Below are 20,730 nucleotides of genomic sequence, written 5' to 3'. Positions count from 1 at the left end.
GCCGCGCCGGCGCCTCAAGCCGTCGGGCTGAAGCGGTCCACCGCGTCGGTGATGATGCCGTCCACCCCATTGGCGATCAGCCACTGCGCCGATGCCGCGTCGTTGACGGTATAGACCAGCGCCTTCATCTCCGCCTCGTGCAGGCGCGTCACCAGCGCCTGGTCCATCAGCGCGTAATGCGTGATCACCGCGCGGCAGCCCAGCGATTGCGCCAGCCCCAGCCAGGCGTCCGCCGGCTCCAGCCTGTCCAGCAGCAGGCCGCGCGGCACTTGCGGCGCGGTCTCGCGCGCGCCGCGCAGCGCCTCGGGCTCGAAGCTGCTGAACAGCACCGACGACGGCGCCGTCTCGCCCCACAGTCGCAGCACCTCGCGCCCGACGACCTCGCCGGTGAGGAAGGCCTCGCCCGGCGTGGGTTTGATCTCGATGTTGAGCGCGTGCTGGTTGCGGCGCACGAACGCGGCGATCGCTTCCAGGCTGGGTGGCGGCTCGCCCGCGTAGGCGCGGCTGTGCCAGCGGCCGGCATCCAGGCGCGAGAGCTCGCTCCAGCTCAGGTCCGCCGCGCGACCGCGGGCCGGCGTGGTGCGGTCCAGCGTCGCGTCATGCAGCAGGAAGGGCACGCCGTCGGCGCTCAGCTTCACGTCGCACTCGAAGGCCCGATAGCCGTGCCGGGCGCCCTCGCGGAAGGCGGCGAGCGTGTTCTCCGGCGCGAGCTTGCCCGCGCCGCGGTGCGCCACCCAGAAGGGCAGGGACCACGGCCAGTCGGCCTCGTCCATCGCTCGGGTCGTCAGGGGCGCGGTCGTGTCGCGGTCCGTCGTCATCGCGGTTCTCCTTGTGCGCGCCCGCCCGGGGCGCTCAGTCCACGCGTCGACCCGTCGCCGGGTCGAACCAATGCAGCCGCTCGCCCGGAGCCTTCAACGGCATCTCGTCGCCGGGGCGCGGCGGCGTGTCGGTCGCATCGATGCGCAGCGTGAAGGGCGCGCCGCCGAGGCGACCGTACACCAGCCGCTCGGCGCCGAGCATCTCCACCATCTCCACCTTCAGCGGCCATTCCGCGGCATCGGCGGCGGCGCGCTGGCCGTCGTGCGGCAGCGCGTGTTCCGGGCGCAGGCCCAGGATCAGCTCGCCCTGGCGCGGCGCCGGCAGCGGCAGGTGGAACGCGGCGTCGCCGATCACGAAGCGGTTGTCCCGGACGATGCCATTGAGCAGGTTCATCGCCGGCGAGCCGATGAAGCTCGCGACGAAGGTCGTCGCCGGTCGACCGTAGACCTCCTCGGGCGTGCCGAACTGCTCCATGCGGCCGGCGTTCATCACCACGATGCGCTGGGCCAGCGTCATCGCCTCGACCTGGTCGTGGGTGACGAAGAGCGAGGTCACGCCCAGCTCCCGATGCAGCTTCTGGATTTCCAGCCGAGTCTGCACGCGCAGCTTGGCGTCGAGGTTGGACAGCGGCTCGTCGAAGAGGAAGACCTGCGGATCGCGCACGATCGCGCGGCCCATCGCGACGCGCTGGCGTTGGCCGCCGGAGAGCTCGCGCGGCTTGCGCGCCAGCAGGTGGCCGAGCTCCAGGATGCCCGCGGCCTTGTCGACGCGGGCACGAATCTCCGCCGCGGGCAGCTTGCGGATCTTGAGCCCGTAAGCCATGTTCTCGAAGACGCTCATGTGCGGGTAGAGCGCGTAGTTCTGGAACACCATCGCGATGTCCCGGTCGGCCGGCTCGACCTGGTTGACGACGCGGCCGGCGATCGCGATCTCGCCGCAGCTGATCTCCTCCAGGCCGGCGACCATGCGCAGCAGCGTGGACTTGCCGCAGCCCGACGGGCCGACGATGACGACGAACTCGCCGTCCGCGATCTCTGCGCTGACGCCGTGGATCACCGGATTCGCCTTGGCGCCATGGCCGTATTGCTTGACGACGTTGCGCAGGGAGATGCTTGCCATCGGGTCTTCTTCTATGCGTTGTGTCGGGCCGGTCCGCGCGTGGGCCGGGTCACTTCTCGGTGTCCACCAGGCCCTTGACGAACCAGCGCTGCATCAGCACCACGACCAGCGCCGGCGGGATCATCGCCAGCATCGCGGTGGCCATGACGATGTTCCAGTCGTTGGCCGCGTCGCCGCCGGCGATCATGCGCTTGATGCCGATGACGACGGGGTACATGTCCTCGTTGGTGGTGACCAGCAGCGGCCACAGGTACTGGTTCCAGCCGTAGATGAACTGGATCACGAAGAGCGCGGCGATGCTGGTCACCGACAGCGGCATCAGCACGTCGCGGAAGAAGCGCAGCGGCCCCGCGCCGTCGATGCGCGCGGCCTCGACCAGCTCGTCGGGCACCGTCAGGAAGAACTGCCGGAACAGGAAGGTCGCCGTCGCGGACGCGATCAGCGGCACCGTCAGGCCGGCATAGCTGTTGAGCATCTGCAGGTCGGCCACCACCTGGTAGGTCGGGCCGATGCGCACCTCCACCGGCAGCATCAGCGTGACGAAGATGGCCCAGAAGAAGAAGGTCCGGAAGCGGAAGCGGAAGTACACGATCGCGAAGGCCGACAGCAGCGAGATCGCGATCTTGCCCACCGCGATCACCAGCGCGCTGACCAGGCTGATCCACATCATGCGACCCACCGGCGCCTTGGAGCCCGCACCGCTGCTGCCGAACAGCGCGGCGCTGTAGTTGTCGATCAGGTGCGAGCCGGGCCGCAGCGGCATCGGCGACTGCAGGATCGCGTCGGCGGTCTGCGTCGACGCGACGAAGGCGATGTACAGCGGGAACGCCACCACCAGCACGCCCAGGATCAGGATCAGGTGCGACAGCAGCGTCAGGGCGGGGCGGCGCTCGACCATCTCAGTAATTCACTTTCTTCTCGACGAAGCGGAACTGGATCACCGTCAGCGCGATCACGATCGCCATCAGCACCACGCTCTGCGCGGCCGAGCCGCCCAGGTCCAGCGCCTTGAAGCCGTCGTAATAGACCTTGTAGACCAGGATCGCGGTGTCCTTGCCCGGGCCGCCGTGGGTGGCCGCATCGATGATGCCGAAGGTGTCGAAGAACGCGTAGACGACGTTGATCACCAGCAGGAAGAAGCTGGTGGGCGACAGCAGCGGGAAGGTGATGGTCCAGAAGCGGCGCCACGGGCCGGCGCCGTCGATCGCGGCGGCTTCGATCAGCGATTTGGGGATCGACTGCAGGCCGGCCAGGAAGAACAGGAAGTTGTACGAGACCTGCTTCCACACGGCGGCCATGACGACCAGCGTCATCGCGTCGTTGGCGTCGAGCAGGTGATTCCACGCGATGCCCGCGCGCTCCAGGCCGTAGGCGACGACGCCGATCGACGGCGCGAACATGAACATCCACAACACGCCCGCGATCGCCGGCGCCACCGCGTAGGGCCAGATCAGCAGCGTCTTGTAGAGGCCGGCGCCGCGCACGACGCGGTGCGCCATCGTCGCCAGCAGCAGCGACAGGGCCAGGCCGATGACCGCGACCAGCAGCGAGAACACGGCCGTGGTCTTGAACGAGGCGAGGTAGCCCGGGTCGTTGAACAGCTGCTGGAAGTTGGCCAGCCCCACCCATTCGGTCGACAGCCCGAAGGCGTCCTGCTGCTGCAGGCTCTGCAGCAGCGCCTGCGCCGCGGGCCAGAAGAAGAAGACGCCGATCACCAGCGCCTGCGGCGCCAGCAGCAGCCATGGCAGCCAGCCCGACCGGAACACCACGCGTTTCTGTTGGGACATGCGTCGGACGATGCGTCGAGGGGTGGGGCGGCCCGGGGGCGACCTTGCGTCGCCGGCCGGGCCGACCGGTCAGGTCAGGACTTGTTGGCCTTCTGGAAGCGCTCCAGCAGCTCGTTGCCGCGCTTGATCGCGGCGTCCAGGCCTTCCTTGGGCGCCTTCTTGCCGGCCCAGACCTGTTCGAGCTCCTCGTCGATGACGGTGCGGATCTGCGCGAAGTTGCCCAGCCGCACGCCGCGCGACTTGTCGGTGGTCTTGCGGATCATCTGCTGGACCGCGACGTCGGTGCCGGGGTTCTGCTTGTAGAAGCCGCTCTTCTCGGTCAGCTCGTAGGCGGCCTTGGTGACGGGCAGGTAACCGGTGCGCTTGTGGCTCTCGGAGGCGACCTCGGGGCGCGACAGGTACTGGAAGAACGCGGCCACGCCCTTGTATTCGGCCGGCTTCTTGCCGGACATCACCCACAGGCTGGCGCCGCCGATGATGGTGTTCTGCGGCGCGCCGGGCACGTCGGGGTAATAGGGCAGCGGCGCGATGCCGGAGGCGAACTTGGCGCTCTTCTTGATGTTGGCGTAGAGGCCGGAGGAGCCGGTCATCATCGCGCACTCGCCGGAGTAGAAGGTCGCGTCGGCGCTGTTGCCGCGGCCCTTGTAGACGAAGAGGCCGGCCTTGGCCATGTTGGCCAGGTTCTCGATGTGGCGCACGTGCAGCGGCGTGTTGAACGCGAGCCGCGTGTCGAGGCCGCCGAAGCCGTTGTTCCTGGTCGCGTACTCGACGTTGTGCCAGGCGGAGAAGCTCTCCAGCTGCGTCCAGCTGACCCAGCTGGTGGTGAACGGGCACTTGTGGCCGGCGGCCTTGAGCTTGGCGGCGGCGGCGGCCACCTCGGGCCAGGAACTGGGCGGCTTCTCGGGGTCCAGGCCGGCGGCCTTGAACGCGTCCTTGTTGTAATGGAAGACGGTGGTGGAGCTGTTGAACGGGAAGCTCAGCATCTGGCCGTTCGGCGCGGTGTAGTAGCCGGCGACGGCGGGCACGTAGGCGGCGTTGTCGAACTTGACGCCGGCCTGCTGCATCACCTGGCCCACGGGCACGATGGCGCCCTTGCTGGCCATCATCGTGGCGGTGCCGACCTCGAAGACCTGCAGGATGTGCGGCGCGTTGCCGGCGCGGAACGCGGCCACCGCGCCGGCCATGGACTCGTCGTAGCTGCCCTTGTAGGTGGGGACGATCTTGTAGTCCTTCTGGCTGGCGTTGAAGTCCTTGGCCAGGTCGTTGACCCAGTCGCCGAGGGCCCCGCTCATCGAGTGCCACCACTGGATCTCGGTCTGCGCGGACGCGCTGCCGGGGGCGAGGAGGGCGGCCAGCGACAGCGTCGCGGCCAGCAGGGAGGTCGATGCGGGCTTCATGGGTCTCCGATGCTCGTGAAGAGGGTTCTGCGGGACGCGTCGCGAGCCTCGCGCGGGTCCCTGGCGGATCCCTTCGCGGGAGGGCGGCGATGGCCCCGATGAGCTTATCGGGCCATTGTGACACCGGGGCCCCGAGAGGCCCTGGCCCGTGGTTGCCCTCTGGCGCTGGGGTAGGATTCCGTCCATTGCCCAGTCCGGGCCGGCCGCGATCGCGGCCATTCGCGAACGCCCGTTCCGATGTCGTGTCCAGCGGCCTCGGGGACCACAAGTCCGGGGGCGCTGTCCGGACCCGGGCCGCATGCTTTTCCCCCAAGCCAGGCATCGGTGTCTTCCGCGTTTCCCGCGGGGATGCCGGCCGCCGCAACCCAGGGTGCGTGAGCACCTGGCCGCCATGAATGCACCGCATCTGCCGATGCCCGCCGACCCCGCGATGGCCGGCGACCCAGCCCAGACCCACGCGCCCGCCGCCCGGCTGCGCGAGATCCCGTACAACTACACCTCCTTCTCCGATCGCGAAATCGTCCTTCGTCTGCTCGGGGCCCGGGCCTGGGAGCTGCTGGACCGCCTGCGCGGCGAGCGCCAGACCGGCCGCTCCGCGCGCATGCTCTACGAGGTGCTGGGCGACATCTGGGTGGTGCAGCGCAATCCCTACCTGCAGGACGACCTGCTGGACAACCCGAAGCGCCGCGAGGCGTTGATCGGCGCCTTGCGGCACCGGCTCACCGAAGTGCAGCGCCGCCGTCATCCCGAGGACGACGCGCAGCGCGATGCCTGGGTGGGCGAGTTGCTGACCGCGGCCGAGGCGGCCGTCGCCGCCTTCGCGCATCAATTCGAGCAGGTAGCGGAGCTGCGCAAGCGCGCCGTCAAGGTCTTCACGCGCCACACCGCCAAGGACAACGTCAAGTACGACGGCCTGTCGCGCGTCGCGCACGTCACCGACGCGACCGACTGGCGCGTCGAGTACCCCTTCGTCGTCCTCACCCCCGACACCGAGGGCGAGATGGCGGCGCTGGTGGCGGACTGCTTCGAGCTCGGCCTGACGGTGATCCCGCGCGGCGGCGGCACCGGTTACACCGGCGGCGCGGTGCCGCTGGTGTGGAACAGCGCGGTGATCAACACCGAGAAGCTGGAGGCCATGCGCGGCGTCGAGATGAAGCTGCTGCCGGGCCTGGACCGCGAGGTGCCCACGATCTGGACCGAGGCCGGCGTCGTCACGCAGCGCGTGTCGGACCTGGCGGAGCTGCACGGCTTCGTCTTCGCGGTCGACCCGACCTCGGCCGAGGCCTCCTGCGTCGGCGGCAACGTCGCGATGAACGCGGGTGGCAAGAAGGCCGTGCTCTGGGGCACCGCGCTGGACAACCTGGCGTCGTGGCGCATGGTCACGCCGGACGCGAAGTGGCTGGAGGTGCATCGCGTCGGCCACAACCTGGGCAAGATCCACGACGTCGAGGTCGCCAGCTTCGACCTGCACTACTACGACGCGACCGGCAAGACGCTGGAGCGCACCGAGCGCCTGGACATCCCCGGCCGCACCTTCCGCAAGGAGGGGCTGGGCAAGGACGTCACCGACAAGTTCCTGGCCGGGCTGCCCGGCATCCAGAAGGAAGGCTGCGACGGGCTGATCACCAGCGCGCGCTGGATCGTGCACCGCATGCCGGCGCACGTGCGCACCGTGTGCCTGGAGTTCTTCGGCAATCCGAAGGACTGCGTGCCGTCCATCGTCGACATCAAGGACTTCATGTTCGGCGAGATGAAGAAGCCGGGCGGGGCGATCCTGGCCGGCCTGGAGCATCTGGACGACCGCTACCTGAAGGCCGTCGGTTACGCGACCAAGAGCAAGCGCGGCGGCCTGCCGAAGATGGTGCTGATCGGCGACATCGTCGGCGACGACGCGGACGAGGTCGCGCGCGCCACCAGCGAGGTCGTGCGCCTGGCCAACGGCCGCTCGGGCGAGGGCTTCGTGGCCGTGAGCGCCGACGCGCGCAAGAAGTTCTGGCTGGACCGCAAGCGCACGGCGGCGATCTCCAAGCACACCAACGCGTTCAAGGTGAACGAGGACGTGGTGATCCCGCTGCCGCGCATGGGCGAGTACACGCTGGGCATCGAGCGCATCAACATCGAGCTCTCGCTGCGCAACAAGCTGGCGCTGACCGAGGCGCTGCGCGAGTTCTTCGCCAACGGCAACCTGCCGCTGGGCAAGAGCGACGACGCTGGCGAGATCCCCAGCGCCGAGCTGCTGGAGGACCGCGTGCAGCAGGCCCTGGCGCTGCTGGACACGGTCGGCGCGCAGTGGCGCGCGTGGATGCAGGAGCTGGACCTGCCGCGCGACGGCGAGCGGTCCTTCTTCGAGCAGTTGCAGGACTACACGCTGCGCGCCAGCTGGCGCAAGCAGATCCTGAAGCCGCTGCAGGACATCTTCGCGGGCGCCTCGTTCGCGCCCATCCTGGAGGAGTGCAAGCGCATCCACAAGGAGGTGCTGCGCGGCCGGGTGTGGGTGGCGCTGCACATGCATGCCGGCGACGGCAACGTGCACACCAACATCCCGGTCAACTCCGACAACTACGAGATGCTGCAGACCGCGCACGAGGCGGTGGCGCGGATCATGAAACTGGCGCGGTCGCTGGACGGCGTGATCTCGGGCGAGCACGGCATCGGCATCACCAAGCTGGAGTTCCTCAACGACGAGGAGCTGGCCGGCTTCGCCGGCTACAAGGCGCGCATCGATCCGGAGGGGCGTTTCAACAAGGGCAAGCTGCTGCGGCCCTCCAGGAGCGGGCAGACGACCTTCGCCGACCTGACCAACGCCTACACGCCCAGCTTCGGGCTGATGGGGCACGAGTCGCTGATCATGCAGCAGAGCGACATCGGCGCGATCAGCGATTCCATCAAGGACTGCCTGCGCTGCGGCAAGTGCAAGCCGGTCTGCGCCACGCACGTGCCGCGCGCCAATCTGCTCTACAGCCCGCGCAACAAGATCCTGGCGACCTCGCTGCTGGTCGAGGCCTTCCTCTACGAGGAGCAGACGCGCCGCGGCGTGTCGATCAAGCACTGGGAGGAATTCGAGGACGTCGCCGACCACTGCACGGTGTGCCACAAGTGCGTCAACCCGTGCCCGGTGAAGATCGACTTCGGCGACGTCACGATGAACATGCGCAACCTGCTGCGCAAGATGGGCAAGAAGAGCTTCCGGCCGGGCAACGCGGCCGCGATGCTGATGCTCAACGCCACGAACCCGGAGACGATCAAGATCGCGCGCGCGGCGATGGTCGGCGTCGGTTTCAAGGCGCAGCGCATCGCCAACAGCCTGCTCAAGCGCGTGGCGCGCAAGCAATCCGGCGCGCCGCCCGCGACCGTGGGCACCGCGCCGATCAAGGAGCAGGTGATCCACTTCATCAACAAGAAGTTGCCCGGCGGCCTGCCCAAGAAAACGGCGCGAGCGCTGCTCGACATCGAGGACAAGAACTACGTCCCGATCATCCGCAATCCGCAGAAGACCTCCGGGGAGGCCGAGGCCGTCTTCTACTTCCCCGGCTGCGGCTCGGAGCGACTGTTCAGCCAGGTCGGCCTGGCGACGCAGGCCATGCTCTGGCATGCCGGCGTGCAGACCGTGCTGCCGCCCGGCTACCTGTGCTGCGGCTACCCGCAGCGCGGGTCGGGGCAGTTCGACAAGGCCGAGAAGATCATCACCGACAACCGGGTGCTCTTCCATCGCGTGGCCAACACGCTCAACTACCTCGACATCAAGACGGTCGTCGTCTCCTGCGGCACCTGCTACGACCAGCTCCAGGGCTACAAGTTCGAAGACATCTTCCCTGGTTGCCGGATCATCGACATCCACGAGTACCTGCTGGAGAAGGGCATCAAGCTCGACAGCAAGCAGGCCTACCTCTATCACGACCCCTGCCACTCGCCGATGAAGCTCCAGGAGCCGATGAAGACGGTGAAGGCGCTCGTCGGCCCGGAGGTTGTCAAGAACGAGCGCTGCTGCGGCGAGAGCGGCACGCTCGGCGTGACGAGGCCGGATGTATCGACGCAGATCCGGTTCCGCAAGGAAGAGGAGCTCCGCAAGGCGGAGACCCAACTGCGGGAGGCGGGAAAGGTGGGGGCTCAGGAGAACCTCAAGATCCTCACGAGCTGCCCGTCCTGCCTGCAGGGCCTCAGCCGGTATGGCGACGACCTGCAGAACGGGTTGCTGGAGGCGGATTACATCGTCGTGGAGATGGCGCGCAAGATCCTCGGCGAGAACTGGATGCCGGAATACGTGGCCAAGGCCAACAACGGCGGGATCGAGCGCGTGCTCGTCTGATCGGCATCAGCACGGCGACGGCACCACCAGCACCACCAGCCCCCCGGCTGGGGGGACATGGGGTCTTGCTGGCGAGTCCCCGGGAGGGGCGAGCGTGCGGAGAGGGTGGATGAGCTGGTTGAGGGGTGGGCGCGTCCCGCGAATGCGGGCAAGCCTTTAGAGAGAGGCGATGCGAGTAGGCTGGTGGTGGTGGTTTGAGGGCATCGTTGGAGGAGTCTCGGAGCGGAGTGACGAGCGACGAGGGCTGGGCAGCGAGCGCATATGAGCGTCGTCAGAGCCGTTTTGGTTCCTTTGTCGGCGGACAAAGGGACTCGGCGGCCGGGCCGAGACCCGGCGGGCTCTCACGGGGTGAGGAGGCGTTGTGAATCAGACCCTGAACTGTCCGACCTGCACCACCAGCCGGTGCGCCTGTTCCCGCAGGCTTTCTGCTGCTGCGGTGCTTTCCTCGACGAGCGCGGCGTTCTGCTGGGTTCCTTGATCGAGTTGCGCGACCGCCCCGTTGATACGCGTGACGCCTTGAGACTGCTCACGAGCCGCCGTCGAGATTTCGCCGATGATGTCGGTCACCCTCCGCACGCTGGTGACGATGTCCTGCATCGCCACGCCGGTCTGGCCCACCAGTTGTGCGCCTGACTCGACGCGCTCCCCGCTGGCCGTGATCAACGCCTTGATCTGCTTGGCCGCTTCCGCGCTGCGCTGCGCCAGATGCCGCACTTCCGAAGCGACGACCGCGAACCCGCGGCCCTGCTCACCCGCCCGGGCGGCTTCCACCGCCGCGTTGAGCGCCAGGATATTGGTCTGGAACGCGATCGAATCGATGGTGCCGATGATGTCGCCGATCTGGCGGCTGGCGGCGCTGATGTCGTCCATGGTGCTGACGACTTGCCGGACCACGTCGCCGCCGCGTTGGGCTGCGCGATCTGATTCCCCGACGAGTTGATGGGCCTGCGAGGCTGACGCGGCGGTCTGGCTCATCGAACTGGCCAGTTCCTCCAGCGCGGAGGCGGTTTCCTGGAGATGGCTGGCCGACTGTTCGGTCCGCGCCGAGAGATCGCGGCTACCGGCCGCCACCTCGGCGGACGCGGTGCCGATGCTGTCGCTGGCCTGCCGCACCTCGGTGATCGTCCGCGCCAGCTGCTCCCGCATCCGCTCGACACCCGCGGCCAACACCCCCAGGTCATCCCGCTGCCTGACCTGCACCGGCCGGGTCAGGTCCCCCGCGCCGATCGCATCGACCGCTTCATTGAGGTCAGCCAACGGCCGCCCCACCCACCGTCCCAGCAGCCACGTCACCCCCACGCCCAGCAGCACCACCGCCGCCAGCATCAGACCCCACAGGGTCCACAGCGTCGCGTTGTGCGCCGCCAACGCATGAGCCCGCGACGCCTCGGCCACCACCCACCAGCCGGTGGCCTCCGACTTGCGCGCCACCGCGAACGCATCCTGGTACTTGTCGCCGTAGACCGTCTGGATGTTTTCCAGCACGCCGTCCTTGTCCTCGGCGAGGGTCTTGAGCAGCAGCTCGGCCTGATCGGGCTTGATCACTTCGGCCAGCTTCTTCCCTTGCGCCCGCGGATGCGCGCGCAGCAACGCGTCGGCCGGCGTCTTGCCCGGATCGAGGAGGTAGAGCCCGCCGGTCTCGTAGAGCTTCACCGCGTCGGACATCTTGACCAGCTCCTGCTGCAGCCCTCGCATGTCGAAGCCGATGAACAGGATGCCGACGGTCTTGCCGCCCGCGTCCTTGATCGGCGAGTACCGCGTCATGTACGGGACCTTGAACAGCGTCGCCGGCCCGACGTAGGTCTCGCCGGCCATGATCCGCGCATAGGCCGCGCCGTCGCGCGCCAGGGTCGTGCCGACGGCGCGGTTGCCGTCTTCCTTCTTCACCGATGTCGTGATGCGGACGAAGTCGTCCGTGCCCTTGCGCGCGAAGATCGTGGCCGCGCCGCCGGTGCGCTGGGTGAAGCGGTCCACCGCGTCGAAGTTGCCGTTGAGCTTGTGGCCGTCGAAGGACAGCTCGCCATCGGCGTCCAGCGTGAACGTGCCCTTGTCGAAATCCCCGGCCAGCACCTGGTACAGCTGGTTGGCCGAGTCACGCGCCGTGCGGTCCAGCGCGTCGGCGACGCGGGCGACCGAGGCGGCCTCCGCCGACATGTAGTCCACGGTGCGCTGCCGCGCCTGGTTGGTCAGGACCCAGGACAGGGCCCCGCAGATCAGCACCAGCATCGCGGCGATGGCGGCGCTGGACCACAGGGAAACACGACGGGCCACCGTCGCACGCACGGCGTTCGAGTTGTTGTTCATGACAAGCGGCTCCGCGGCGGTGCGGAGCAGGAGTGGCGGAGGGTCTCCAGCGCTTTTTCATGCTTTTGTCGTTGCGCCGGGGTCAAACTTTATTCGCGTCTGAGCGAATAGCGACCATTTCGCGCCCATCCTTGCAGGGATAACCCGCAGTGATTCGCCGTTCATGTGACGTATTGCCCACCCCGTTGGACAGCGCTATCCCTGGCAAGGCGCGACCGGCCGGACGGTCGACGGTCGACGGCCGGCGAGGGGCGAGGGGCGGCCGTGGCCCGTCCGGTCGCGCTTATTCCGCCGTGATGCCGCGGCTGCGGATCAGGGCGTGCCACTTGACCGTCTCCTGCTGGACGAAGCGCCCCAGCGAGGCACCGTCGCCGGGGGCGACCTCCAGGCCGAAGTCCTCCAGCCGCGCCTTCAGCTCCGGCTGCGCGAGCGCCTTGCCCAGCTCGTTGCCCAGGCGTGCCACGATCGCGTCTGGCGTGCCCTTGGGCACGAACAGGCCTTGCCAGGCGGTGACGTCGACGCCGCGCACGCCCAGCTCCTCGAAACTGGGCACGTCGGGCAGCGCCGCGATGCGCCGGGGCGACAGCACCGCCAGCGCCTTGAGCTTGCCGGCGCGCAGATGAGGCAGCGCGGCGGCGGTGTCCAGGATGCCCATGGGCACGATGCCCGCCACCAGGTCCTGCGTCGAGAACGCCGTGCCGCGATAGGGCACGTGCACGATGTAGCTGTGGGTGCGGTCCTTCAGCAGCTCCATGGCCAGGTGGTGCGGGCTGCCGATGCCGGGCGAGGCATAGCTGTACTTGCCGGGGCGCGCCTTGACGGCCTCCAGCCACTGCGTCGCGGAGATGAAACCGGAGGCGGGATTGACGACCAGCAGCAGCGGGAACCGCGCCATGAAGCCGACCGGCGTGAAGTCGCTCGGGGCATAGGGCAGCTTCTTGTAGAGCGCGCTGTTGAAGACCATCGCGCCGTTGTCGCCGGTGAGGAGGGTGTAGCCGTCGGGCGGCGACTTGGCGGCGTTGTCGGTGCCGATGATGCCGGCGGCGCCGGGCTTGTTGTCGATGATGAGGGTCTGGCCCAGCGCCTTGCCCAGCACCGGCGCGAGCTGCCGCGCCAGGAAGTCCGAGCCGCCGCCGGCCGGATAGGCGACCACCCAGCGCACCGGCCTGGACGGCCAGGTGTCCGCGCGCGCCGCGGCAGGCAGCAGGCTGACGGTGGCGACACCCGCCGCGGACAGCAACAGGGATCGGCGCTCGGCATCGATCGGGCAGCGGGGCATGGGGCGTGTCTCCGGAATGGGGGTTGGCCCATCCTAGCCAGCGCCCTCCGGCGACCCATTCAGGAACAACCCGATGGTGCCGCGCACCGCGCCGTGCGGGTGAGGCGGCCGCACGGCACGGCGCCTTCGCGCCTCGCTCGGTGTCCCGGTTCCGTGCTCCGTGGCCTGTGCCTGTGCCTGTGCCTGTGCCTGTGCCTGTGCCTGTGCCTGTGCCTGTGCCTGGCGGCGCACCGGTCCGGCTGTTCAGCGGCCCGCGGCGCTCGCCACGGTGCTGGCCGTGCCGGCGGCGGGCGGTGCGAACTCGACCAGTGCGACGCGGTTGCCCGGGTCGGTGCCGTCCTCGTCGTTGCGGAACCGGACCTGCATCACGAACAGCGAATCGCGCGCCGGGCCGGTGCATTGCAGCGAGGCCACCGCGCGGCGCAGGGCCTGGCGATAGACGTCGGGACCTTCGCTCTGGTGCACTTCGCCGACGGTCGCACCGTTGAGGCGGAAGCTGATGGTCGAGAGGCCTTCCTCGCGGGTGCGGTACTGCAGCGCGCTCACCCGCTGGATGATCGCGGCGTCGACGCCGGGGCAGTTGGCGCGCACGTCGGTGCGCGGCATTTCGCCGGGACGGCGGCCGCTGACTTCGACGCGGGCGAGGTCGTCCGGCGCCGCCTGCGCGGCGCCGACGGACAGGACGGCGAGCATCGCGCCGAGCGTGGCGTGGACGAGGGACTTGATCGGGGTGCGGGTGGTGGTGGTGTTCATCGCTTGCTCCTACGGGCTGAGGGGCCGTCGCGCGCCGCCTGGGTGCGGCTCATCGATCGGACTGTCGTCAGCGTAGGCAGCGCCCGCGGCCGCACCAAGCGGCGCGCGACCAAGCGTGGAAGATCGGGCGCGTATCGACAGAAATCCGCGACGAAGCGCGTCCGTCGCAGGATGAGGCGGGATCGATTTTCACCAGTATCCATCGGGTGAAAAGTCATGCTGACCGACTCATGACACGCCGCCGGCGAGGGTGTGACGGAACGGTGACAAGACCTGACCCCGCACGTGAGGCGGTCGATCCATGACTTCCGTGGCGACCAGTCAAAAGACATGGGGCCCGACGCGCCTCTCGGCTCGCGGGCCCCGTGTCATCGACCGATCGACCGATCGACCGACCGATCAAGCGATCGACCGATCAAGCGATCAAGCGATCAAGCGATCAAGCGATCAAGCGATCAAGTGGTCAAGTGGTCAAGCGATCAAGTGGTCAAGCGATCAGTTGATAAGTTGATCAGGTGATCAGCCGACCGACCGACCGGTCGGCTGCGGCCGATCACCACACCTTGATCGGATCCGCCGCGACCATCGCGTCGCCGCTCTTGCAACTGAACGCCTTGGCGAACTCCGGCATGTTGGACATCGGCGCCAGCACGCGGTACTTGCCCGGTGAATGCGGATCGGTGCGCAACTGGTTCAGCAGCGCGGCCTCGCGCGACTTGTTGCGCCACACCAGCGCGTTGGACAGGAAGAAGCGCTGCTCCTGCGTGAAGCCGTCGATCTTGTCCGTCTTGCCGGTGCGCTTGAGCGCGTTCTGAAGCGCATCGAAGGCGATCGGCATGCCGGCCATGTCCGAGAGGTTCTCGCCCAGCGTCAGCCGACCGTTGATGTGCGTGCCCTTGACCGGCTCGTAGCCGTCGTACAGCGCCGCGACGCGGTCGGCGCGCGCCTTGTAGTTGTCGGCGTCCGCGGTGGTCCACCAGTCGTTCAGGCTGCCGATGCTGTCGAACTGCCGGCCGCGGTCGTCGAAGTGGTGGACGATCTCGTGGCCGATCACCATGCCGATGCCGCCGTAGTTCATCGCGTCGTCGAGCTTGGCGTCGAAGAACGGCGGCTGCAGGATGCCGGCCGGGAAGGTGATCTCGTTCAGGCCGCCGGCCTGCGCGTTCACGATGTAGGGCGACATCGTCCACCGGGTGCGGTCGCTGGGGCGGTCCAGGTCCTTGATCTGCTCGCCGTGCTGCCAGGCCGCCGCGCGCAGCTGGTTGCCGGCGAACTCCTTCGCGTCCAGCGTCATGCCGTCGTAGGTCGGCCATTTCTCCGGCGCGCCGATCTTGGGCTGCATCGCCTCCAGCTTCTCCAGCGCCTTGAGCTTGGTCGCGGGGCTCATCCAGTCGAGGTTCTGGATGCGCGTCTTCATCGCCGCCTTGACGTCGCCGATCAGCAGCGTCGCGCGCCGCTGGGCCTCGGGCGAGAACGCCTTGGACACGAACAGCTCGCCCAGCGCCAACCCCAGCGGCGCGCCGCCGGTGCGGCCGCCGATGAGCAGGATCACTTCCTCGTTGCGTGGGGGGCGCTGTTCCAGGCCGCTGATGGCGACGCCGCGGTAGTCGAAGTCGGCGTCGGCGAAGGCCTTGGGCAGGCGCGCGGCGCTGTTCTCCAGCACGCGCAGGCGCAGGTAGGTCTGCCACGTGGCCATCGGCACGTCCTTGGCCATCGCCGCGACGCGCTTCATGAACTCGGGCTGCGCGACGATCAGCCGCTCCACGCCGCCGGGGCGCGAGTCGCTGCGCGTCAGCGCCTTCAGGTAGGCGTCCCAGGCCAGGCCGGGTGCCTTGTCGGTCAGCTCCGGCGTCGTCATCGGGTTGTAGACCGCCAGCGGGTCGCGCAATTGCGCGCGCGGCGTGGTGGCGTCGGCCAGCCGGGTCTCGAAGGCCATCAGCGCGTCGATGGCCGCCGGCGTCGCCTCGAAGCCCGCCGACGACAGCAGCCGCTGCGCATACAGCCGGTAGGCGGCGCGCAGCTTCCGGGCGATCTCGGTGTCCTTGAAGTAGTCGTCGCGGTCCGGCAGGCCCAGGCCGCTCTGGCCCAGCGTCAGCACGTTGACGCGCGTGTTCTTGACGTCGGCGCGGACATAGGCGCCCACCGGGGCCGAGATCCCCACGCGGCCCAGTTGCGCCAGCGCGAAGGGCAGGTCCTGCGCCGTCTTGATCGACGCCACCCGGTCCAGCAGCGGCTGCACGGGCTTGAGGCCCTGCGCTTCGATGGCGGCCAGGTCCAGACCGCTGGCGTAGTAGGCGGCGACCTGCTTCAGCCCGGGCGTCTTGCGCAGTTCCGGCTTGGCGACCAATTCCGCCAGCGCCTCGCTCAGCAGACGGTCGTTGGCCACGCGCAGCGCGTCGAAGCTGCCGATCCGGGTGCGGTCCGCCGGCAACTCGGTGCGGGCGACCCAGGGACCGTTCACGTAGTCATAGAAGTCGGCGCAAGGCGAGACGTCCGGCGAGAAGCTGGCGACGTCCAGCGCGCGCGACGGCGTGGCGGCGATGGACAGGGCAGCCACCGCGGCGGCGGCGATCAGGCGGGTTCGGAACATGGGCATGGCCACGAGTGTGGCGAAAAAGACAAGACGGGCAGGCTAAACGAGCCCCTCCCGTGTCGCCATCGGCGCTCTCCCGTGCATGCCTTCTGACACCCCGGGCACGCCGTTCGCGCAGCTGCGCAAAACGTGCGCAAACCTTACGAATCAGGGCGTTAGCAGACCTGAATGGGCGATAGGTGGACGGAAATCTACGTTTTCATACAAGAAAGTTATAGGTGTATTCCTTCCTGTCAGGTCTTTCAGGTGGGCGATCCGTCGCTGTGACGGCTTCCTAAACTGGACCGCAAGCCATCGGAAGGGTCCGGTGGCCGAAGCCCCGCCAGAGGTGCCAACGCGCCAGGGCGTTGGGCAGTTGGGACACCGGTACCCGGTGCCGTTCGATAACTCTGGAGATCACAGCATGTTGCGTTTGAACAAGCTCAGCCGTGCGCTGGTTCTGAGTCTCGCCACGATGGGCGTTGCCCACGCGGGCGTCTCGTCGGTGGATGTCGACAAGGCTCAGCGGCCCCTGAGCGAGCAGACCGATCGTCTGATCGTGAAGTACAAGGACGGCAGCACCGTCGTGCAGCAGCGCATGGGCGCCGCCGTGCAGGCCCAGTCCGTCGCCAGCGACGCCCTCGGCGCCCGCACCGAGCGGCTGCAGCAACTGGCCGCCCCGCTGGGCGCCCGCATGACGCTGGTGCGCCAGATGGGCACCGGCGCCCACGTCTTCCGGCTGGACCGCCAGCTGTCGGTGCAGCAACTGCGCCAGCTCGGCGACCAGATCAAGGCTGCCGACGCCAACGTCGAGTACGTCGAGCCCGACCGCAAGATGTACGCCTTGATGACGCCCAATGACACGAACTACAGCTCCCAATGGGACCTGTACGAAGCCACCGCCGGCATCCGCGCCCCGGCCGCCTGGGACCAGGCGACGGGCACCGGCGTGGTGGTGGCGGTGATCGACACCGGCTACCGGCCGCATGCCGACCTGTCCGGCCAGATCGTCGCCGGCTACGACATGATCGCGGACACGGCGGTCTCGGTGGACGGCAACGGCCGTGACAACGATCCGTCCGACCCCGGCGACTGGGCCGCCGCGGGCCAGTGCGGCGCCGGCGAGCCGGCGGAGAACTCCAGCTGGCACGGCACGCACGTGGCCGGCACCATCGCCGCCAAGACCAACAACTCGCTGGGCGTGGCGGGCATCGCCTTCAACGCCAAGGTGCAGCCGGTGCGCGTGCTGGGCCGCTGCGGCGGCTACACGTCCGACATCGCCGACGGCATCACCTGGGCCTCGGGCGGCACCGTCTCCGGCGTGCCGGCCAACGCCACGCCGGCCAAGGTGCTGAACCTGTCCCTGGGCGGCGGCGGCGCCTGCGACACGACCACGCAGACGGCGGTCAACGGGGCCCGCTCCCGCGGCGCCAGCGTGATCGTGGCGGCCGGCAACTCCAACGCCAACGCCTCCGGCTTCAGCCCGGCCAGCTGCTCGGGCGTCGTCGCCATCGCGGCGACGGACCGCTTCGGCGCGCGGGCGTATTACTCCAACTACGGCGCCCTCGTGGCCCTGGCCGCGCCGGGCGGCGACGTGCGCTCCAGCGCCAGCAACGGCATCCTGTCGACGCTGAACGCCGGCACGACCACGCCGGGCGCGGACAACTACGCCTACTACCAGGGCACGTCGATGGCCGCGCCGCACGTGGCCGGTGTCGCGGCGCTGATGTACAGCGTCAAGCCCACCGCCACGCCGGACCAGATCACGGCCGCGCTCAAGAGCAGCGCCCGGGCCTTCCCGGGGGTGTGCAACCAGTGCGGCACCGGTCTGCTGGACGCGAACGCGGCGGTCACCGCGATCCTGGGCGGCGGCGGCGGCACCACCATCACCGAGGTGGAGCCCAACAACAGCATCTCCGCGCCCCAGACGATCAGCGCGGTCGGCACCGTCAACGGCAGCATCTCCAGCACCACCGACACCGACTACTACAAGGTCACCCTGCCGGCCGGCAAGACGCTCGTGGCGACGCTGACGCCGCCCAGCGGCAAGGACTACGACCTGTATCTGTACAACAGCGGCGGCAGCCAGGTGGCCTCCAGCACCAACGCCGCCGGCGCGGTCGACAGCTTCTCGTACGTCAACAGCGGCTCGTCCTCGATCACCCTGTACGTGCGCGTCACCTATTACTCCGGCGGCACCGGCAACTACACGCTGGCGCTGAGCTGGTGAGGAGCCCCTTAGTTCTTGCCACTCTCCTCGTTTGGTAAGCCGGGAGTCCTGGGCCCGAACGGGGCTCCCGTTGAATCCCGCCGGTGAAAGCTGGCGGGATTTTTTTTGCTTTCGTGATGAGCCCGCGCCAGGTCCGTGCGGCGGGGCGGGGCGGCCGGGTCCCGCTACACTGCGGCCCTTCCCGCGTGTTCCGGCGCCCGCCCTCCGGCGCGCCCTCGTTCCATGGCCGGCATCGACCCCAGCACCCCGCTCCCCACCGACATCGTCGTGCACCAGCAGTCCAAGGTGCTGGAGCTCGCCTTCAACGACGGCGCCCGCTTCCGCATCCCGTTCGAGCTGATGCGCGTGTGCAGCCCGTCGGCCGAGGTGCAAGGGCACGGCCCCGGCCAGGAGACGCTGCAGACCGGCAAGCGCGACGTGGCCATCGTGGCGGTCCAGCAGGTCGGCCATTACGCCCTGCAGCCGCTGTTCTCCGACGGTCATGAGAGCGGCCTGTTCACGTGGGCCTATCTCTACCAGTTGGGCCGCGACCAGGAGGCGCTGATGCAGGACTACCTGGCGAAGCTCGCCGCCGCCGGTCTCGACCGGGACGCGCCGATGCCGGGCAAGAACGCCGGCAAGCACGACCACGGCGGCGGCAGCTGCGGCAGCCACTGACCACGCCGCGCGCGCCGCTCCCCCAATTAGCAGGACCCCACCATGAGCTCCACCCATTTCGGTTTCGAGACCGTCGAAGAGAACGCCAAGGCCAAGCGCGTGCGCGGCGTGTTCGACTCGGTCGCGTCGCGCTACGACGTGATGAACGACCTCATGTCCATGGGCATGCATCGCGCATGGAAGCTCTACACGTTGGCGGTGGCCAACCTGAAGCCGGGCGACCGCGTGCTCGACATCGCCGGCGGCACCGGCGACATGGCCCGCGCCTTCGCGAAGAAGGTCGGCGAGCGCGGCATGGTCGTGCACACCGACATCAACGAGGCGATGCTGCGCACCGGCCGCGAGCGCCTGATCGACGAGGGGCTGGTGCTGCCCACCAACCTTTGCGACGCGGAGCAACTGCCCTACAAGGACAACAGCTTCGACCTCGTCTGCGTCGCCTTCGGCCTGCGCAACATGACGCACAAGGACCGCGCGCTGGCGGAGATGTGCCGCGTGCTGCGCCCGGGCGGGCGATTGCTGGTGCTGGAGTTCTCGCAGGTGGCGGCGCCGCTGCGCAAGCCGTATGACTGGTACTCCTTCAAGATCCTGCCGCGCCTGGGATCGATGATCGCCGGGGACGCCGACAGCTACCGCTACCTGGCCGAGTCCATCCGCATGCATCCGCCGCAGGCCGAGCTCAAGCAGATGATGAAGACGGCCGGCTTCGGGCACGTGGACGTGCACAACCTGACGGGCGGCGTCGTGGCGCTGCACGCGGGGATCAAGTGTTGAGGTGACACGGGTCGCCGTGAGAGAAACCAGGGCCCCGGATCGGGGCCCTTGTCGTTGGGGCGGTCATTCACGCCGAGGAGGCGGCCTCATCCGGTTTGCCCCCCGAGGCCGCCGCGCTCGCCGCCTGGCGACGACGATCCTTTTCTTCCTCGGCACGCACGGCAATGATGCCGAAGCCGATGGCAAGGCCGAAACCCACCACGAGTATGAAGATCACATCCATCAGTCTTCTCCTTTGCTCACCAGAGCTCCACTGAAAAAACAGTACGGCCGCGAGAACGACCAGCGTCAGCAGACGCGCAATGTCCCAGAACAGCAGAACGGACGAGGTCGACCATGCCGTGGCGGCGCCGACCAACGAGGCCACGGAAAGCGCGTGCATGAACCGGCCATAGGCATCGCGCTGTTTCGCTGTCGGCGAAAGGATTGCTTGCTGGCAATCCGCGCATAGCGACGGCACAGGTCCGCAACCCGTCGGCGCCGTCCCCGCATCCTGTCCGCCGCATCGAAGATCCGTTCCCACCGCATGCCCGAAATTGAACCAAGGTTCATCTGACGCGGCATCCGATTTCATGGGGTGTCGATTGACCCTTTGACGCTTTCGGACTGGCGTCTGACAACCCAAGCGAACCGTCTCGCTGACGTTCTGACGCGGTCTTTACAGATCGGGTCCCCCTCGTTCGTGGGGGCCGGCGTGCGGGGTGCGGCGGGCCCGGGACCCATTCTTGCTATG

At 68.5% G+C, this 20,730-nt stretch carries 14 protein-coding genes; 4 read left to right on the top strand and 10 right to left on the bottom strand.

What is annotated here, in order from left to right; translation table 11 throughout:
- Nucleotides 1-14 precede the first annotated feature (14 nt).
- The 5 genes from ugpQ to ugpB all read right to left on the bottom strand — a co-directional run bounded on the left by ugpQ (nt 15) and on the right by ugpB (nt 5,122).
- The gene (gene ugpQ / locus CDN99_RS03920; protein ID WP_088383392.1) at nt 15-773 is read right to left on the bottom strand and encodes a glycerophosphodiester phosphodiesterase; all 759 of its coding nucleotides are present in this window, start codon (nt 771-773) and stop codon (nt 15-17) included.
- 79 nt (nt 774-852) lie between these two features.
- Nucleotides 853-1,938 (bottom strand): sn-glycerol-3-phosphate import ATP-binding protein UgpC, encoded by a 1,086-nt coding sequence (locus tag CDN99_RS03915; RefSeq protein WP_088382759.1) that lies wholly within the window; start codon nt 1,936-1,938, stop codon nt 853-855.
- 49 nt (nt 1,939-1,987) lie between these two features.
- The gene (gene ugpE / locus CDN99_RS03910; protein ID WP_088382758.1) at nt 1,988-2,836 is read right to left on the bottom strand and encodes a sn-glycerol-3-phosphate ABC transporter permease UgpE; all 849 of its coding nucleotides are present in this window, start codon (nt 2,834-2,836) and stop codon (nt 1,988-1,990) included.
- Between the two features lies 1 nt (nt 2,837).
- Nucleotides 2,838-3,725, bottom strand: coding sequence for a sn-glycerol-3-phosphate ABC transporter permease UgpA (ugpA, locus tag CDN99_RS03905; protein WP_088382757.1), 888 nt, complete (start codon nt 3,723-3,725; stop codon nt 2,838-2,840).
- A 74-nt stretch (nt 3,726-3,799) separates the two neighbouring features.
- A complete protein-coding gene (gene ugpB, locus CDN99_RS03900) occupies nt 3,800-5,122 on the bottom strand; it encodes a sn-glycerol-3-phosphate ABC transporter substrate-binding protein UgpB (protein WP_088382756.1) in 1,323 nt (440 codons plus the stop codon).
- 412 nt (nt 5,123-5,534) lie between these two features.
- Here ugpB and CDN99_RS03895 point away from each other — a divergent pair, with 412 nt between their 5' ends.
- Nucleotides 5,535-9,428: a DUF3683 domain-containing protein gene (locus CDN99_RS03895; RefSeq protein WP_238139385.1), complete on the top strand. Its 3,894-nt coding sequence runs from the start codon at nt 5,535-5,537 to the stop codon at nt 9,426-9,428.
- Between the two features lie 366 nt (nt 9,429-9,794).
- On the opposite strand, the gene CDN99_RS29600 is transcribed toward CDN99_RS03895, so the two are convergent.
- The 4 genes from CDN99_RS29600 to CDN99_RS03875 form a co-directional block, all read right to left on the bottom strand.
- Nucleotides 9,795-11,732 carry a methyl-accepting chemotaxis protein gene (locus tag CDN99_RS29600; RefSeq protein WP_088382755.1) on the bottom strand — a complete coding sequence of 646 codons (1,938 nt, stop codon included), beginning with the start codon at nt 11,730-11,732 and terminating at the stop codon, nt 9,795-9,797.
- 283 nt (nt 11,733-12,015) lie between these two features.
- Nucleotides 12,016-13,011 (bottom strand): Bug family tripartite tricarboxylate transporter substrate binding protein, encoded by a 996-nt coding sequence (locus CDN99_RS03885; RefSeq protein WP_088382754.1) that lies wholly within the window; start codon nt 13,009-13,011, stop codon nt 12,016-12,018.
- Nucleotides 13,012-13,254: 243 nt separating this feature from the next.
- Nucleotides 13,255-13,764 carry a hypothetical protein gene (locus CDN99_RS03880; RefSeq protein ID WP_088382753.1) on the bottom strand — a complete coding sequence of 170 codons (510 nt, stop codon included), beginning with the start codon at nt 13,762-13,764 and terminating at the stop codon, nt 13,255-13,257.
- Nucleotides 13,765-14,317: 553 nt separating this feature from the next.
- Entirely contained in the window at nt 14,318-16,360 is a 2,043-nt protein-coding gene (locus CDN99_RS03875) for a M13 family metallopeptidase (protein WP_088382752.1), read from the bottom strand.
- Nucleotides 16,361-16,760: 400 nt separating this feature from the next.
- Between CDN99_RS03875 and CDN99_RS03870 the strand changes: the two genes are divergently transcribed.
- The 3 genes from CDN99_RS03870 to ubiE all read left to right on the top strand — a co-directional run bounded on the left by CDN99_RS03870 (nt 16,761) and on the right by ubiE (nt 19,997).
- Entirely contained in the window at nt 16,761-18,566 is a 1,806-nt protein-coding gene (locus tag CDN99_RS03870) for a S8 family peptidase (RefSeq protein ID WP_088382751.1), read from the top strand.
- Between the two features lie 222 nt (nt 18,567-18,788).
- Complete coding sequence (locus CDN99_RS03865; protein ID WP_088382750.1) at nt 18,789-19,223, top strand: gamma-butyrobetaine hydroxylase family protein; 435 nt, start codon at nt 18,789-18,791, stop codon at nt 19,221-19,223.
- A 42-nt stretch (nt 19,224-19,265) separates the two neighbouring features.
- Entirely contained in the window at nt 19,266-19,997 is a 732-nt protein-coding gene (gene ubiE / locus CDN99_RS03860) for a bifunctional demethylmenaquinone methyltransferase/2-methoxy-6-polyprenyl-1,4-benzoquinol methylase UbiE (protein WP_088382749.1), read from the top strand.
- 67 nt (nt 19,998-20,064) lie between these two features.
- Here ubiE and CDN99_RS28030 read toward each other — a convergent pair whose 3' ends face one another.
- Complete coding sequence (locus CDN99_RS28030; RefSeq protein WP_141100615.1) at nt 20,065-20,571, bottom strand: hypothetical protein; 507 nt, start codon at nt 20,569-20,571, stop codon at nt 20,065-20,067.
- Nucleotides 20,572-20,730: the final 159 nt, after the last annotated feature.

This window comes from Roseateles aquatilis (genome assembly GCF_002205645.1).
Taxonomy (GTDB): Bacteria; Pseudomonadota; Gammaproteobacteria; order Burkholderiales; family Burkholderiaceae_C; genus Roseateles; species Roseateles aquatilis.
This window is presented reverse-complemented; position numbering and strand designations above follow the sequence as displayed.